We start from the raw sequence: 16,879 nt of genomic DNA on the forward strand, positions 1-16,879 counted from the left end.
ATTACGTGCCTGACGGGATTTATACCTTGTCGGGCATTTATTTTCTTGTTAAAAATGAAGTTAACTATACACGGGGCAGCCCGTCAGGTTACCGGAAGCATGCATTTGCTGGAGGTTAATCGATATAAAATATTAGTGGATTGCGGCCTGGATTATGAAAAGGACCGTAGTACGCAAGCAAACGAGGATTTTCCCTTCAACCCTACAGACATCGATGTTGTGATATTGACACATGCACACATCGATCACTCTGGTAACTTACCTACCTTAATACGGATGGGCTTTGACGGGCAGATATTATGTACACCGCCAACAGCCGAACTTACCGAATTACTATTAATGGACTCGGTTAGTATATTCATGCACAAAGCCGAAAAGCGCCGCAAACACAGTCGTGGTGGCAAACATCATAGCCGGCCTCAACCCTTGTACTTGCAAAAGCATGTAATGGACACCATGGAGCGTATGGTAACTATTGGATTCAACAAACCTTTTAGGCTAAATGGAGACGTAGAGCTAACGTTTATTCCGGTTGGGCACCTTTTAGGCGCAGCAGCTGTGATTCTTAAAGTGAAGGATGATAACGAGGAGAAAACAATTGGTTTTACAGGAGATATCGGCCGTTATAACTATCCAGTATTGAACGACCCGCAGCCTCTTCCACCGGTAGATTACTTAGTAACCGAATCAACATACGGCGGCCGCTTCCATAGTAAAGATCAAACCATAGAACAGGTACTGGTAGACACTATTGAAAAGGCATGCATCAAAGAGTCGGGAAGGTTAATTATTCCAGCATTTAGCATTGGTCGTACGCAGGCACTGGTTTACTCATTAAATAAAATATTTAGCAGTGGTTTATTGCCGCCGGTTAAAGTATTTGTTGATAGTCCGCTGGCCAATATTTCCACTAATGTATTTCGTAAATACCACGAGTTGCTAAATGATGAGGCGCAAGATTTTTATAAAGCAAAAGGCGACGAGTTTGAGTTTGAAAACCTTACTTACATAGAAAATTTAAAAGATAGTAGGCAGATATCCAACTACTTTGAACCTTGCATCATCATCTCTTCTGCAGGTATGCTTGAAGGTGGCCGCATCCAGGATCACTTGTACAACAATATCCAGAATTATTATTGTACCATTCTCTTTATTGGATATTGTTCTAAGGGCACTTTGGGATATCGGTTGTTGCGCGGCGACCCGATAGTGCATATTAAAGACCGCGAAATGGCTGTATACGCTACTATTAAAAAGACTGACTTATTTAGCGCACACGGCGACCATCAAGACTTAGTTAATACTGTTAAACAGCAAAGTCCAGACCGGTTAAAACGAGTGTTTCTAGTGCACGGAGAAGTTGAAAGCATGCAAGCATTAGCCGATGCTTTACAGAATGAAGGGTATGAGGTGACGCTGCCGGATAAAGGTGTAGATTACTTGTTGTAATAACTGAATAGTTAGTCTTTAATTATTTTCGTGTCCAAAGTGCAAATTAGTGAAACCTTGGCATATTGCCATTAAAATAGAAAGAGCGACCTGTTTATTACAAGTCGCTCTTTTTTATTGAAATAGTACATTTAAGCGATTTGCTTAAAATGATTGATAATTAAAGTAGCCAATTCTACCCCTATCCTTTCCTGCGCTTCATTTGTTGAGGCACCAATGTGCGGGGTAAGCGAAACTTTAGGATGTTGTAAAAGATCGGTACGTGGCGTGGGTTCATTGTCGAACACGTCTAAACCGGCAAAACTTAACTTGCCGCTGTTCAAAGCTTCTAACAATGCATCTTCATCCACCGTGCCACCACGTGAGCAATTAACCAAACCGGCTCCTTTTTTCATAGCCGCAAAATCTTCAGCACCTATAATTGGTTTGTCGCTAAATGGTGTGTGGATAGAAATGAAGTCACTTTTGGCGATCAAATCTTCTTTGCTTACGTATTTAACCGGAACCTTAACAGTAACCCCTCCGCCTAAAACCAGTTCCAACTCGTTAACGGCAGAATAAGGATCAAATGCCAAAACTTCCATGCCAACACCGTAAGCAATTTTAGCTACTTCACGACCAATACGGCCAAAGCCTAAAATGCCAATTGTTTTACCACGTAACTCGATACCTTTAGCGTAAGCTTTTTTAAGATCGTTAAACTGAGATGCGCCATCAACTGGCATTTTACGATTGCTGTCAGCTAAAAAACGAACGCCGGTAAACAAATGTGCAAACACCAGTTCTGCAACCGATGCGGATGAGGCGGCTGGCGTATTGTGCACCGCAACGCCCTTTTCCTTAGCGTACTCTACATCAATATTGTCTACACCTACACCTCCCCGACCAATAAGCTTTAAATTAGGGCAAGCGTCAATTAGTGCTTTTCGTACTTTAGTGGCACTACGAACGGTGATAGCATCATAATTTTGAAGTTTTTCAGGAAGCTCTTCTTGTGGTATATAATTAGTATCTACTATAAAGCCGGCTTGCTCAAGCATTTGCTTGCCAACCGGATCGATGCCATCATTGGCTAATAACTTTATCATAATTTGAAATGGATAGTAAATGGTTGATTAGTTAAGTAGTTGATTGGTTATTTAAATGGAACGTTAATTAGTCCCAATTGGCATTAACCAATCAACTCCGGTATTAAGCTTTATATTTTTCAGCCAATTCTTGCATCGCATCAATCAGCACATGTATGCTGGTAGCTGGTAATGCATTGTAAATTGATGCACGGAAGCCACCAACACTGCGATGGCCCTTAATGCCTACAATTCCTTTTTCATCACATAACTTCAAGAATGGTTTCTCGTGTTCTGGGTTGTTTACCACGAAACATACGTTCATTTTAGAACGGTCTTCAGTGGCACATACGCCCTTAAATAATGGGTTACGATCTATCTCCCGATACAATAAAGCGGCTTTAGCGTTGTTTTCCTCTTCAATAGCTGCTACCCCACCTTTCGCTTTTAACCAGCGCAACGTAAGCATAGAAACGTATATAGCAAACACAGGCGGCGTGTTGTACATAGAACCGCCTTCAATTTGTGTTTGATAATTGAACATTGCCGGTATTTTGCGATCTACTTTACCTAATATATCGTCTTTAACAATAACCAGCGTTACGCCAGCCGGCCCCATATTTTTTTGTGCACCTGCGTAAATCAAGCCAAAATCGGAAACATCAAAGTTACGGCTGAATATATCTGAAGACATATCTGCAACCATTGGCACCGGGGACGGCTTGATCTGCTGAAGTTGCGTGCCGTATATGGTATTATTAGATGTTATATGAAAATAAGCTGCATCCGCAGGTACCTCATAATCTTTTGGAATATAAGTGAAATTATTTTCTTTGGAAGTAGCTACGATCTCGACATTGCCAAAGTATTTAGCTTCTTTTAACGCCTTGTTGGCCCAAACACCAGATTCCAGGTAAGCTGCTTTACCGCCGTCGGGCAACAGGTTGTACGGAACCATAGCAAACTGGGTACTGGCGCCGCCTTGCAAAAATAAAACAGAATAGCCTGCAGGAACTTCTAACAGTTCCTTTACCAATTTTACTGCCTCATCCAACACTCCTTCAAATTCGGCCGAACGGTGCGATATCTCTAAAATGGACAAACCTGTTCCATTAAAATCAATCACAGCTTGTGAAGCCTGCTTCATTACTTCGTGAGGTAAGATGCCCGGACCGGCACCGAAATTATGTTTCATAGCACTTATATAATGTTTATAATTCAGTGTTGCTACCAGTGTAGCTGCCGCCGAAGTTAAAAATTTAGTCTATAAATTTGGTAGCTTATTGTAAGATTTTGAAAATACTTTTATACGGCACCAAGCGTAATATGCAATTTTAAGCAACAAGATTATTTGCCTGCTTTAAACTCGTTACAGCTGCTAACGCATCGGGCGCTGAAAAAACTGAATTTCCAGCTACCAAAACATTAGCACCGGCTGCAATCAGCTGTGCAGCATTGTAAGTGCCTACCCCTCCATCAATTTCAATATACAATTCTGGATTGGATGACATAGCCAGCTGTTTAAGCTGAACAATTTTTTTATAGGTATTTGCAATGAAACGTTGCCCGCCAAAGCCTGGATTAACAGACATAATTAAAATCATATCAACATCGGCAATAATGTCTTCAAGGAGGGAAATTGGCGTATGTGGATTCAATGCAACCCCTGCTAAACAACCTAAATCTTTAATGGCGTGTACAGTGCGGTGTAAATGCGTGCAGGCCTCCAGGTGAACGGTGATATTAGCTGCGCCAGCATTTTTAAATGCAGTAAGGTAACGATCAGGGTCGTTAATCATCAAATGGACATCAAGCGGCTTTGTAGCATGCTTTTGGATGGCTTCAACAACTGGTAAGCCAAAAGATATGTTGGGAACAAACATCCCGTCCATTACATCAACATGAATCCAGTCGGCTTCGCTGCGGTTCAGCATTTCTACGTCGCGCTGTAAATTAGCAAAGTCAGCTGCAAGAACGGAAGGTGCAATTAAATGCTTCATGCCGCCAAATATAGGCAGATTAACATATAAGTAAATAAGTAAACAGAAAATAGCTCAGTTATGAGCACAGAAAACGCTAATCACAATTTTGCAACAAATCGTAATATTTCCTCATGAGTTCAGTATCGTAGTTTACCAGCGATTGGTAAGCTTCGTTCACTAATTCATGTAATATAGATGCCCCCAATTGGCCAGCGCCATTAGGAATGCATTCATAATATTTTATTAACTCTTTGACCCGGATGATTTCATAAAGCAAAAGCTGAATTAAATCGGCTTGTGATCCGCCAGGCGAATTGCCAGACACACTATTGCTCAAAAAATCCAAGGGATCATTGCCTGTAGCAGACGTCATTTTTCAATAGGATCGGACTTAGATGTATTTATAGTTAATTACAACATAGTTGCTATGTTCTAATCAACAGCTCACTTTCATAGGGTTTACAAATTAAGTAAAATAAATAAAAAAACCCTACACCTTTTTTAACTAAAATATCAGGTGTAGGGTTTTGCTTAGAAGCCAAAAAGAATTAATCTTTTTTCTCTTCTTGTTGCTTTGGCGCAGCCTCTGGTTTAGGTGGCCTAGGTAATAAGGCTTTACGAGAAAGCTTTAATTTACCTTGCTTGTCGATATCCAACAATTTCACCTTAACAATTTCGCCAACCTCAAATACGCCATCCATTGTTTCGATACGACGGTGGTCAATTTCTGAAATATGCAATAATCCATCTTTGCCTGGCATAATTTCAACAAATGCACCAAAAGGCATGATAGATCTAACTTTACCTTCGTAAATCTCACCTACCTCAGGTTTGGCAGCAATTGCACGAATGCGGGCTACAGCAGCATCAATAGCATCTTTATGGTCAGCAAAAATCTGAACGATACCTTGATTGTCTTTTTCTTCGATGTTGATAGTAGCACCGGTTTCACGCTGCATTTCCTGAATAATTTTACCACCTGGGCCTATAACGGCGCCAATGAATTCTTTATCAATTTTCAGGGTTACAATGCGTGGTGCAAATGGTTTATAGTCTTCACGTGGCTCGCTGATAGTTTTGGCCATTTCGCCAAGGATGTGTAAACGACCTTCTTTAGCTTGTGCCAAAGCTTCGGTTACCACTTCGTATGATAGACCATTTATTTTTAAGTCCATTTGGCAAGCAACAATACCTTTTGCAGTACCGGTTACCTTAAAGTCCATATCACCCAAGTGATCTTCATCACCTAAGATGTCTGATAAAATAGCATACTTGCCGGTTTTCTCATCAGTTATTAAACCCATGGCAATACCAGATACCGGAGCTGCAAGTTTAACACCTGCATCCATCAGAGCCAACGTACCGGCACAAACTGTCGCCATTGATGATGATCCATTTGATTCCAGGATATCCGATACTACACGAATAGTATATGGGTTTTGATCTTCAGGCGGCAATACTTTTTTCAGTGAACGCATAGCCAGGTTACCATGACCTACTTCACGACGGCCAGGACCGCGGTTAGGACGAACCTCGCCGGTTGAGAAGCCAGGGAAGTTGTAATGCAGCATGAATTTGCTGTATCCGTTTAAGAATGCACCGTCAATCATTTGTTCATCGTCTTTACCACCTAAGGTAACGCTGGTTAATGATTGGGTTTCGCCACGGGTAAATACCGCCGAACCATGTGCGGCAGGTAAATAATCAATTTCGCTCCATATTGGGCGAACTTGCCTTAAGCTACGGCCATCCAAACGTTTGTTCTCATCCAAGATCAGGTTACGTACTGCATCGTATTCTACATCATGGAAATATTTTTTAGCAAGACTTTTCGTAACGTCGTCGATCTCGCCTAAAGTTCCGATAAACGCATCACGAACTTCTTTTAATTTATCATGGCGTTCGTGTTTTGATGAGCCTGAACCAGCTATCTCATAAACTTTATCATAAGTAGCAGCATAAACCTGTTGTTTCAAGTCTTCATTGCTATGCTCATGTGAGTAAGTACGCTTAACAGTTTTACCAACTTCTTCAGTTAGTTCTTTTTGAACACGGCAATGATCTTTAATGGCGGCATGTGCAAATTTCAATGCCTCAACCATTTCTTCCTCTTGAATTTCATCTGCTTCGCCTTCAACCATGTTGATGTCGTTTTCAGAACCAGCTACGATGAACTCTAAAGTGGCTCTTTCTAAATCGCTTAAAGCTGGATTGATAACCAACTGGCCATCAATTTTAGCAACGCGAACTTCAGAGATAGGGCCGTTGAATGGGATGTCAGAAACAGACAAAGCTGCTGAAGCGGCTAAACCTGCTAAGGCATCAGGCATGATATTTTTATCAGCCGAAATTAAAGAGATCATCACTTGCGTGTCTGCGTGATAATCTTCAGGGAACAGTGGGCGCAAAGCTCTGTCAACCAAACGTGAAATTAAGATCTCATAGTCTGATAAACGTGCCTCGCGACGTAAAAAGCCGCCAGGTATACGACCTGTAGCAGCATATTTTTCTTGATAGTCAACAGAAAGCGGTAAAAAGTCGATGCCTTCTTTCGCTTCCGGAGATGAAACTACAGTAGCCAGTAACATGGTGTTACCCATTTTTACTACTACTGAGCCGTCTGCTTGTTTGGCCAGTTTTCCGGTTTCGATCTCAATGGTGCGGCCGTCACCTAAATCGATTACCTTTTTAATTGCATTGTAACTCATTGTCGTTTTTGTATGATGCGCTTTTCGTCTTTAGGAGCGCACCTGTTTTATGGTGTGTATTTTTCTTTCAAAAATAAAAAAGCTATCCGCAATTGGGATAGCTTTTTTTCAAAACCTGAAAGTATTATTTGATGATATCTCTCAGCTCAAGAGCTTTGATGATAGCACGATATCTTCCAATTTCTTTTTTGTACAGGTAAGCTAATAAAGCACGACGTTTACCTACTAATTTTTGCAGTGATAACTGAGTGGCAAAATCTTTTTTGTTTTTTTTCAAATGCCCGGTTAAGTGTGCAATACGAGTAGTAAATAAGGCAATTTGGCCTTCTGCTGAACCTGTGTTGGTAGCTGCGCCACCATGTTGTGCGAAAATCTCGGCTTTCGCTTCTTTACTTAAATACATTACTTGAATAATATTAAAGCGTAAATAATTATTGTTAATTAACGCGCAAATATAATTAAAATAATTAGAATGAGCAATTGCTTATTATCGATACGGTAAAGTTATAAAAGATATTTATTAGCCTGACCATAGCTATCCAATTGCCTGATTCCGGTACTGGAAATGTGCTCAAATTCACGGTCGCAAAATATAGATACTATTTTTAACTGCTCACTGCTTAAATCCTGCAAATAACGGTATTGGTTTAGCTCAAATTGCAAGTCGGTACCATTGCGCAAGCCGCGTATAATTGTTACCGGATAACCAAGGCCTTGTACAAAATCAGTCAGTAAACTACTATAAATTTCTAACTGCCTGTTTTTAAGACTTTGCGGTATTTCGTAAGTAGCCTTTTCTTTAGTCGGATTAACACCGCGGGCTATAATTACTTTATCAAAAATATGCTCCGCCTTTTGTAATATATTATAATGACCTTTATGAAATGGGTTAAAGCTGCCCGGATATACAGCGATATTTGGCCGCCTACACTCAACGTATGATATAAGTGTTTCCAAAGCTGGGTTGTTCACTTGCCTGGATAACTGCTTAAGTACCTCTACCCTCTTTTCTTGGTAAACTTTATAATCAACAAACTGAAATTCCTTGAAAATTTGATGTTCATACGCCATCAGTTTTGCGAACGGCTGGCGCAAGATGTTAAGGTCCATTTCGCAAAAGATCGCCGACACATCGCTTGTGGGCTTATGCGTTTTGGTGTCCAGTATTATTCGCGTCACCTCCAATTTTAAATCGGCACTTCCATTAAATGTTTCTTGAAAATAATGTGCCGAATCTTCTTCGTTGGTTGTTGATTGCGGGTCATAAACAACGTCATGATAAACGGTGGCCAGCAACAACGCGTCATTATCAACCAAGCGGCGTTCTGTTATTTGTTGAAAGATGTCGTTCAGGTGATCAAGTGTATGGTAAAAGCGATGAGGCTCAGTATAGCGTTGGAGAACTTCATCGGGTACGCCTAATTGATAAAGGCGGGTGTTAATATCTGCAATATTCATGACCGTTGTATTTTATAAACGATGGCCGCAATATATCACAATCTGTAAACAATGTTGTCGCAAATTATCTTACCTATATTTGCGCCATGGATAAACCTGTTTATAGCACTTTTGAAACCGAACACCGTGTTAGACCAGACGATATAGATATGTTTCAGCACGTACATAATAGTAAATACTTTGATTATGTGCTGGCTGCCCGTTACGAGCAGATGGACACCTGTTACGGCATGGCGATGGAAAAATTTATGGAACGTGGCTTTGGCTGGGTAGTACGCACAGCACATGTAGATTATAAGCGCCCGTTGGTAATGGGCGACTTTTTCTTAGTACGTACCGGCATTGAGAGCATAGATGAAAAAGGTTGCCGGGTGGCTTTTACGATCACCAATAAAGCCACAAAAAAAGTTTGTTGTGACGGATACTTTGATTATACCATGATTGACATGAAAACTGGTCGAGGCGCTAAAATACCCGAAGATATTATAGCGCACTACGGAATATAAGTAAACTTGTAATTACAAGCTATTAGAGGAACCTTCAACCAAAGCACCATAAAAATCTTTAACAGACACACCGGCAGCCCTAACCTGTTGTGGAATTAAACTATTGGCCGATTGCCCCGGTGTGGTATTAATCTCGATGAAATAAAAGTTTCCAGTTCCTTCCTCTATAATAAAATCAACCCGAGACATGCCTTTACAATTTAAGCGGAGGTATACCTCGGTAATTATATCGGCGCTAATACTGTCTTGATCGGGCGTTAAATTGGCTGGGGTAATTTCCTCAGTAACGCCCGGCGTGTACTTAGCTTCGTAATCAAAAAAATCTTTGGAGCTTATGATTTCGGTAGCTGGCAGTACTTTCAGCTCACCGTGTAAGCGAGCTATGCCCCGGCTAAACTCACGGCCTTTTATGAACTCTTCAACCAATATCTGATTGTCTTCGTGAAAAGCTTTTTCCAGTGCGGCAGGTAGTTCGGCAACGTTATGAACTTTACTCATACCCACACTGCTTCCCCCGTTGTTGGGTTTAACAAAAAGCGGGAACTTAAGCGCTGATGCCAGGGTGCTTACATCATGAATATCTTTACGATGCAACTGCACCGACTTGGCCGTATGTAACTTTTTAATGCCCTGAACCAGTGTCTTTGTATAGGCTTTATTCATGGTGATGGCTGATGTGGTGGCATCGCAGGTGTTATATGGGATATTCATCATATCCAGATAGCCCTGAAGTTTGCCGTCTTCGCCAGGTGTGCCATGTACAGTAATAAAGGCTGCGTCAAACTTAATTTTATTACCACCTATAGTTAGGCTAAAATCGTTTTTGTCGACCTCTATATGTTGGCCGCCGCCCAGGTAAAACCAGTGTTCGCGATTGATGAGAATTGTGTATACATTATATTTATCAGCATCAAGATTTGCTGCAACGTTTTTAGCACTATTGATAGACACTTCATATTCGCCAGTGTAACCGCCAGCTAAAAGGGCAATGTTCTTCTTTATCATACTTGCCAAATATAAATATTTTGTGAAGCTGATAAATTAAATCTAAGGAAAACATAATTACAAACGTTTACTATGATAATAAAGTTTAACTTTGCCTTATGCCTTTTAAAGAGCGAGAAATCAGCAAGATGTATTATACCATGGGCGAAGTAACGACCATGTTTGATGTAAACCATTCCTTGATACGTTATTACGAAAAGGAGTTTGATATACTTCAGCCTAAAAAGAATAAAAAAGGCAATCGCTATTTTACGCCCGAAGATATTGAAAATCTAAAAATAATTTTTCACCTCATCAGGGATAAGGGATATACCATACAGGGTGCTAAAGATCATTTGAAAAACAATATAGACGAGTCTAAATCGCAGCAGAGCATCGTCAGCGCACTTGAAAATTTAAAGAAGTTCTTGTTGGAAGTACGTGATCAGCTTTAAATAACTTTTAAATTCCCTCATTCATCCAGAAATTGTAAGTTTATGCCCAGGTACGTTTTGGGTGTACTTCTAAACCTGCATGTTCACTATCCGCAAAAGCGAAGTCCCTTTTATTATATTGTTGCTACCTTTTTTGGTCGGTATCGGTTTAGGGCTGCGCTTTAATTATCCAAACTACGTCTCTTATGCTTATTGGGCTTTTGGTGTAAGTGGTTCGCTATTCCTTCTTTTCAATCTTCTTTATAAGCAATGGCAAGTTCATCGCTATACTTGGTTAGGTGGAATTTCACTTCACTTTACACTGATTTGTGCCGGTTGGTTTTGTGTTTTACTGCGTTCAGAACTTAATAGCCCACACCATTTTTCCAGGCAAAAGGCCGATCATTTGCTTGTAAAAGTAATTGACGAACCTAAGCGGTCTGCCCAATTTTTTCGAATGGTATGCGTGGTTGAAAGTGTGGCCAGCCATAAAGAGCTCCGTCAAGCTAATGGAAAACTATTATTAACGATTGTTGCAGACAGTGACAGCCATCCCGCAAGCTTTGGCGACCAGTTGCTGATACCAGCCAATTATAAATCAGTAGATGCGCCGTTTAATCCGGCTGAATTTAATTACAAACAGTATCTAGCTCATCAGAATATCTATCATCAAGCCTTTATTACAAGGCGTCAATTTGTTAAAACGGCTACTGATCAGGGCAACCCTTTAATAGCTTATGCTTTAAAGATGCGGCAGAGCATGGTAGCAGCGTTTAAACAGCATATACACGATCCTAACGCAGCTGCTGTTGCCTCTACATTGATACTGGGATACAAGGCAGACTTAAGTCCGGATGTAACCCAAGCTTATTCTACAACCGGTACTATACATGTCCTGTCGGTATCTGGTGCACATGTGGCCGTTATATTTTGGTTTATATCATTGCTTCTGCGTCCGCTAAGGCGTTATAAGTATGGGAAAGGGCTGAACATAGTTTTGTCGGTTTTACTCATATGGGCCTATGCACTGCTCACCGGTTTTTCACCTGCAGTTTGCCGTGCTGCGGTAATGATTAGTATGTTAATTATTAGTAAATCTATTTATAGGCAGGTACATAGTTTGAACGTATTAGCTGTTTCGGCTTTCGCCTTGTTGCTATACAACCCATTGCTGGTAACTGATGTGGGCTTCCAGTTATCTTATCTAGCTGTATTTGGATTAATTGTATTGCAACCCATCATCGCAAAACAGTTTAACTTTCCAAACAAGTGGATGCAAAAAGCATGGTATTTATGTTCTGCATCGTTAGCAGCCCAATTAATTACATTTCCGTTGAGCGCGTACTATTTTCACCAATTTCCGATATACTTCTTAATCAGTAACCTATTCATCATTATACCTTCTGAGGTTGTGATGGGCTTAGGCATGTTATTTTTGGTGTTTGCCAAGTTGCCTATTATCGGTGCTGTTGTTGCAATAATACTTGAGTACAGCATCTTATTTATGAATAAAGGGTTGATGAACATAGAAAGATTTCCTATGGCCAGTGTAGGTAAAATATGGTTAACACCAACTGAGCATGTGCTTTTATATTTAATATTAGCTGCGCTGATATCTTTCCTGCTTGCATTTAAAGTTTGGAAATTAAACATCGCATTATTCGGCTTATTAGTGCTTTGTGTAAGTGTGAGTTTTAAAACTTACAACCGAAGTGTTACTAGTTGCGCTATTTTCTTGAATTTAAAGAAACATACCGGAATCATTTTGAGTAAGGGCAACGAGGCTTTGGTTATAACTGACCTAAAACCAACCGACAAAACTTATAAATACAGCATTCAGCCCTGCTTAGATAGTTTACAGCTTGTTAAAAAAATATCAACAATAAATCTGCGGCAAAACTTCAGAACGCCGTATGTACGTAAACAATATAATCTGGTACAGTTTCAAGGCAAAACGATATTGATACTGGACAAACACTTGGATGATGTTAAATTAGCTAATCCATTATGTGTCAACTACATTCTTATAACAGGTAGTCCAAAAATTAACATGCCTTTTATTAACAAACATTACAAGTTCGACACTTTAATTTTAGATGCTAATAATTCTAAACAGCGCCTTGCGGTTTTGTTAAAACAAGGCAAAGCTAATCCTCAAAAAATTTATTCGTTGACACGTAACAAAGCGTTATCTATTGTATCTAATTAAAAAAATCATAACTTTAAATATTAATTATTAACTGCATTCAACTAAAAAACATGAATATTAAATCGTTAAGTGTTGCTTTAGGTATCGCTCTATCAGCAACAACTATGAGCGCCAGCGCACAAAAAGTATTTACCGAAGGTAAAGTTGTTTATTCTGCCTCAGTTATGGGAAGACAAACAGAAGCTACCAATTATTTTAAAGGCGACTCGAGCGTTACTATTCAGCAAAATGGCCCTGCTAATATTAAAATTATAAATAACAGCAAAACTGATTATTTTGCTGTGGTGGTAGACGTACCGGTAGCCAACATCAAAAAAGCTGCTGTAGCTACACCAGCCGAAGTGGAAGAAGTAAACGCCCAAATGCCTGAGTTTGCTTTCACTCCATCTACAGAAACTAAAGTAATCAACGGCTTCAATTGCAAAAAGGTAGTGGCCAAAGATAGCAAGAGTGGCAAGTCTTATGATATCTGGATAACTAACGATATTAAAGCGCCACTAGGCACTGCCGAAAAATTGTTTGGCAAAGCAGGTGGCTTCCCCGTACAGTTTACTGTAGTGCAAAACGGTGCTGAAGTAACCAACATACTAAAGTCAATTGATGCTACTAAAGCTCCAGCAGGTTCTTTTGGTATCCCGGCCGGTTTTGACCGCATTACATTAACAGAATTAAAAGCTATGAGCGGCGGCAGATAATCTTACCTCGCTCAATAAAAAAAGCCTCTTATCATTAAGAGGCTTTTTTTTATTAATATCAAGCTCGTTTTTAGGCGGCTGTATTTATTTCGTTTTTAACACTGCTTACCCAGCTTTCAAACAGTCTGGTTTCAATGGCAACTGCTTTGTCGGCATGTATCTGCCAATCTGCCGAGAATTGTTGCAATTGGTTTATCATTTCTTCCAAGTGGCCTTCTTCTTCCAAAATGATAGATTTAACGTTCACTTTACTGGCTGCTTCGCTTAAAACCTCTTGATAAACAGGATAAAGTTCATCAGCACGTACTTCAATGGCGTACGTTACCAGTAAATATGCGGCAAATCGTAATTCTTTACCCTTCAAATCCAGTTTTGATTTAAGATAACGGCAAACGTCTATGTCCAGCTGGTTTAAATAGCGTTTGCTATGTAATGCAGCTAGTAGATATTCAGGCGCATACGTTGGGCAATCAACAGCCTCTATCTTTTCAATCTGTTTTTTTAAATAAAAAGCATGACGGTGTTCTTCTGCCGCATGCTTAAGAATAATGTAGGTAACCGTTGCAGGATCTTCACTGGCTGATATTTTACGGGCACCAGTATTTTCCATCAGGGATAGCGTATTTAGCCAGCGAGCATGTAAAACATCGTCAGCTACTATGGTTGCAAAAAGGTTTTTTAATTCCATAATCAAATTGTGTCCAAAGCTTGGATTATTGTGCTGTAAATATAGCTCAGTTGCTCGTTGCTAATGCAATACGGCGGTAAAATGTAAATGATATTACCTAACGGTCGTAAAATTATACCAGCATTTAAAAAGTAATGATATAAAGTATCACGTAATGTATTAAAATAAGAAGTATCACCACCTGTATTCCACTCCATGGCGATGATGGTTCCTGTTTGCCTAATGGTTTTTATGCGTGGATGGGATTCAATTTTCTCAGCAAATTGAAGGTGGCTTTCCGCAATCCGATCTATATTCTCCCCAGTTTTAGCATCAATGAATAAATCCATGCTAGCCAATGCTGCTGCACAAGCTATCGGATTAGCTGTGAAAGAATGTCCGTGAAACAAAGTTTTTAATCGGTCGCTTGACAAAAAGGCGTCATAGATTTGTTGTGTGCAAGTAGTAACACCCAACGCCATAGTTCCCCCTGTTAAGCCCTTGGAAAAACACATGATATCTGGTTGTTGCTGCAGGTGGTTACAAGCAAATCGCTTTCCGGTTCTCCCAAAGCCGGTAAACACTTCGTCGGCAATGGTAAACACTTCCTCATTTTTACAGTGCAGCATCAACTCGTCCAGATATTGTGCTTCATACATCAACATACCGCCCGAACCTTGCACCAGCGGTTCGAAGATGAAGCAAGCCAAGCTTGATTTTAATTCTGTTATTCGAGATTTTAAATCCCCAATATTATCTGAATTGGGCAAATCAACAAACTCAACTTCAAATAATAAACTATCAAACGCTGCAGTGAAGGCGCTGCGCCCGCTCACGGCCATGGCACCAAAGGTATCACCATGATAAGCATTGTGAAATGCCAGTATTTTTGTGCGTGGCTGATTTTTGTTGTTCCAATATTGCAGGCACATTTTTAAGGCCACTTCAACTGCCGTTGAGCCATTATCAGAATAAAAAACTTTTTGCTGATTATTTGGCAATATTGCCAGTAACCTCTCAGCCAGTTCAACAGCTGGCTGATGTGTAAAGCCAGCGAAAATCACATGTTCAAGCGTTTTTAACTGCTCGGCTACTTTTTGAGCAATATAAGGATGGGCATGGCCATGAATGTTCACCCACCAAGATGAAACTGCGTCAATATAACATTTGCCATTATCGTCATATACACAGGCGCCTTCCCCCCTTACAATGGCTACCGGCGGAGTGGCGGTTTGCATTTGTGTATAAGGGTGCCATATAACTTCTAAATCTCGTTCACTTAACGTCATAGTTCTTTCAATAATAAGTCAATCACATACTGGTCAATCGGAAAGGTAACATCCTGTGGTACCAGCTCAGTTAATTTCTTCCATCTAAATGCTTGTAATGGTTCGTGCAGTCCGTCAAAATCAAAAGGCTTAATTTTAACAGGTAAGTTTACCGGTGTGGTGTTTATTACCTTATAATATACGCTGATAATTTGAGAATTGTTGAACGCTGACTTGACGTAGAAATCTGTTGTGTAAAAGTGACTTGAAACTTCGATGGGCAAATTGCATTCTTCTATAAATTCACGCTTAAGTCCGTCAATTAAGCCCTCACCGTACTCTAACCCTCCACCTGGAAATTTGGTAAAGCGCTGTCCATACTCCTGCTCGTCGCTTAACAATATTTCATGATTATCATTAATTAACAAGCCGTAAACTCTTACGTTAAAACAGTTTGTCATTGCTCAAAGTGTTTTTTATTGCGGGTGATGTTTTCCATGGTCCATTCAATGTGCGTGCTTTTTACTTCCGAGCGTATGGGGCAATTGGGCATACTACAATAGTGGCAGCATTGGGGTAAACATGGATCGGTATGTATAAAAAGCTCGGTTTTGATGCCTGCTTTTTCATTTATTAACTTATCTACCAGGGCTACCTCTTCATGCACACGATTTAGATCAAAGTAGTTGGGCAGCGTCATGTGACAATCAATGTGGAGTTCGTGCCCGTACTTTTGCGCTCGCAAATTGTGAATGTCTATCCACTCTTCTTTACGTTCGTTGTTGAGCACCTTAATTACTTCACCAACTACCGAAAAGTCCGCTTCGTCCATTAAACCTGCTACCGACCGGCGTAATAACTTGTAACCACTAAAAGTGATATATAATCCGACTGCAATAGACAAAATGCTATCCAACCAAAGCAGGTCTGTATAATATATCAATGATAAACCTAATACCAGCCCGCCGCTGGTTACCATATCAGTAAGCAGGTGTCGGCCATCGGCATCAAGGGTTATCGAGTTTAACGCTTTACCCCTGGCAATCATATAATATCCTAATGCCCCATTAATGGCGCCCGTAACGCCAATAATGATTGCGCCGGTTAACAGATCGTGAATAGGCTCCGGATGAAATATACCATATGTTGATTTAAATAATATTCCTATACCCGCTATAGAGATCAAACCGCCTTCAATAAATACGGAGAAGAACTCTATTTTACCATGCCCGTAAGGGTGATTTTCATCACGAGGTCTGGATGAAAGGTATATGCTAAAAAAGGCAAATGAGCTGGCAACTACGTTTACGATGCTCTCGGCCGCATCAGTAAGTACAAAGTTTGATGCTGTAATAAAGTAAGCGCTGAACTTAGCCAACATGAGCACTACGCTTATTACGAGTGCAACAATAATAATATTCCGTTTTTCTTGCAAGGCAGTAAAAGATGACC

Annotated in this window: 17 protein-coding genes; 5 read left to right on the forward strand and 12 right to left on the reverse strand. The window is 40.2% G+C overall.

Going from position 1 to position 16,879, the window contains the following annotated elements; all coding sequences use genetic code 11:
• Positions 1–54 precede the first annotated feature (54 nt).
• Positions 55–1,449 (forward strand): MBL fold metallo-hydrolase RNA specificity domain-containing protein, encoded by a 1,395-nt coding sequence (locus GPM24_RS17795; RefSeq protein WP_158828452.1) that lies wholly within the window; start codon positions 55–57, stop codon positions 1,447–1,449.
• A gap of 131 nt (positions 1,450–1,580) precedes the next feature.
• Here the strand turns inward: GPM24_RS17795 and GPM24_RS17800 are convergent, their stop codons facing one another.
• From GPM24_RS17800 to GPM24_RS17830, 7 genes are all read right to left on the reverse strand, one after another.
• Positions 1,581–2,537 carry a D-2-hydroxyacid dehydrogenase gene (locus tag GPM24_RS17800; protein ID WP_199269783.1) on the reverse strand — a complete coding sequence of 319 codons (957 nt, stop codon included), beginning with the start codon at positions 2,535–2,537 and terminating at the stop codon, positions 1,581–1,583.
• A gap of 103 nt (positions 2,538–2,640) precedes the next feature.
• Entirely contained in the window at positions 2,641–3,711 is a 1,071-nt protein-coding gene (serC, locus tag GPM24_RS17805; protein WP_158828453.1) for a 3-phosphoserine/phosphohydroxythreonine transaminase, read from the reverse strand.
• 139 nt (positions 3,712–3,850) lie between these two features.
• Entirely contained in the window at positions 3,851–4,516 is a 666-nt protein-coding gene (rpe, locus tag GPM24_RS17810) for a ribulose-phosphate 3-epimerase (protein WP_158828454.1), read from the reverse strand.
• Positions 4,517–4,592: 76 nt separating this feature from the next.
• Complete coding sequence (locus GPM24_RS17815; protein WP_158828455.1) at positions 4,593–4,871, reverse strand: hypothetical protein; 279 nt, start codon at positions 4,869–4,871, stop codon at positions 4,593–4,595.
• 175 nt (positions 4,872–5,046) lie between these two features.
• A complete protein-coding gene (gene pnp / locus GPM24_RS17820) occupies positions 5,047–7,206 on the reverse strand; it encodes a polyribonucleotide nucleotidyltransferase (RefSeq protein ID WP_158828456.1) in 2,160 nt (719 codons plus the stop codon).
• Between the two features lie 124 nt (positions 7,207–7,330).
• Positions 7,331–7,609: a 30S ribosomal protein S15 gene (rpsO, locus tag GPM24_RS17825; protein ID WP_158828457.1), complete on the reverse strand. Its 279-nt coding sequence runs from the start codon at positions 7,607–7,609 to the stop codon at positions 7,331–7,333.
• 101 nt (positions 7,610–7,710) lie between these two features.
• The gene (locus GPM24_RS17830; RefSeq protein ID WP_158828458.1) at positions 7,711–8,664 is read right to left on the reverse strand and encodes an adenylyltransferase/cytidyltransferase family protein; all 954 of its coding nucleotides are present in this window, start codon (positions 8,662–8,664) and stop codon (positions 7,711–7,713) included.
• 86 nt (positions 8,665–8,750) lie between these two features.
• Between GPM24_RS17830 and GPM24_RS17835 the strand changes: the two genes are divergently transcribed.
• A complete protein-coding gene (locus GPM24_RS17835) occupies positions 8,751–9,170 on the forward strand; it encodes an acyl-CoA thioesterase (RefSeq protein WP_158828459.1) in 420 nt (139 codons plus the stop codon).
• Between the two features lie 12 nt (positions 9,171–9,182).
• Here GPM24_RS17835 and GPM24_RS17840 read toward each other — a convergent pair whose 3' ends face one another.
• Positions 9,183–10,172 carry a D-alanine--D-alanine ligase gene (locus tag GPM24_RS17840; protein ID WP_199269803.1) on the reverse strand — a complete coding sequence of 330 codons (990 nt, stop codon included), beginning with the start codon at positions 10,170–10,172 and terminating at the stop codon, positions 9,183–9,185.
• A gap of 101 nt (positions 10,173–10,273) precedes the next feature.
• Between GPM24_RS17840 and GPM24_RS17845 the strand changes: the two genes are divergently transcribed.
• From GPM24_RS17845 to GPM24_RS17855, 3 genes are all read left to right on the forward strand, one after another.
• Positions 10,274–10,609 carry a MerR family transcriptional regulator gene (locus tag GPM24_RS17845; protein ID WP_158828461.1) on the forward strand — a complete coding sequence of 112 codons (336 nt, stop codon included), beginning with the start codon at positions 10,274–10,276 and terminating at the stop codon, positions 10,607–10,609.
• Between the two features lie 79 nt (positions 10,610–10,688).
• The gene (locus tag GPM24_RS17850) at positions 10,689–12,797 is read left to right on the forward strand and encodes a ComEC/Rec2 family competence protein (RefSeq protein WP_158828462.1); all 2,109 of its coding nucleotides are present in this window, start codon (positions 10,689–10,691) and stop codon (positions 12,795–12,797) included.
• A gap of 50 nt (positions 12,798–12,847) precedes the next feature.
• On the forward strand, positions 12,848–13,492 hold the full coding sequence (locus GPM24_RS17855; protein WP_158828463.1) for a DUF4412 domain-containing protein: 645 nt from the start codon (positions 12,848–12,850) through the stop codon (positions 13,490–13,492).
• A 70-nt stretch (positions 13,493–13,562) separates the two neighbouring features.
• On the opposite strand, the gene GPM24_RS17860 is transcribed toward GPM24_RS17855, so the two are convergent.
• Genes GPM24_RS17860 through GPM24_RS17875 form a run of 4 tightly spaced genes read right to left on the reverse strand, consistent with a single transcriptional unit; the run spans position 13,563 to position 16,862 of the window.
• On the reverse strand, positions 13,563–14,180 hold the full coding sequence (locus GPM24_RS17860) for a hypothetical protein (protein WP_158828464.1): 618 nt from the start codon (positions 14,178–14,180) through the stop codon (positions 13,563–13,565).
• 2 nt (positions 14,181–14,182) lie between these two features.
• A complete protein-coding gene (gene bioA, locus GPM24_RS17865; protein WP_158828465.1) occupies positions 14,183–15,448 on the reverse strand; it encodes an adenosylmethionine--8-amino-7-oxononanoate transaminase in 1,266 nt (421 codons plus the stop codon).
• Positions 15,445–15,888, reverse strand: coding sequence for an NUDIX domain-containing protein (locus tag GPM24_RS17870; RefSeq protein ID WP_158828466.1), 444 nt, complete (start codon positions 15,886–15,888; stop codon positions 15,445–15,447). The genes bioA and GPM24_RS17870 overlap by 4 nt, the downstream gene beginning before the upstream one ends.
• The gene (locus GPM24_RS17875; RefSeq protein WP_158828467.1) at positions 15,885–16,862 is read right to left on the reverse strand and encodes a cation diffusion facilitator family transporter; all 978 of its coding nucleotides are present in this window, start codon (positions 16,860–16,862) and stop codon (positions 15,885–15,887) included. Before GPM24_RS17875 ends, GPM24_RS17870 begins: the two co-directional genes overlap by 4 nt.
• Between the last annotated feature and the right edge of the window lie 17 nt (positions 16,863–16,879).

The sequence above is a fragment of the Mucilaginibacter lacusdianchii genome (genome assembly GCF_009770985.1).
GTDB lineage: Bacteria > Bacteroidota > Bacteroidia > Sphingobacteriales > Sphingobacteriaceae > Mucilaginibacter > Mucilaginibacter lacusdianchii.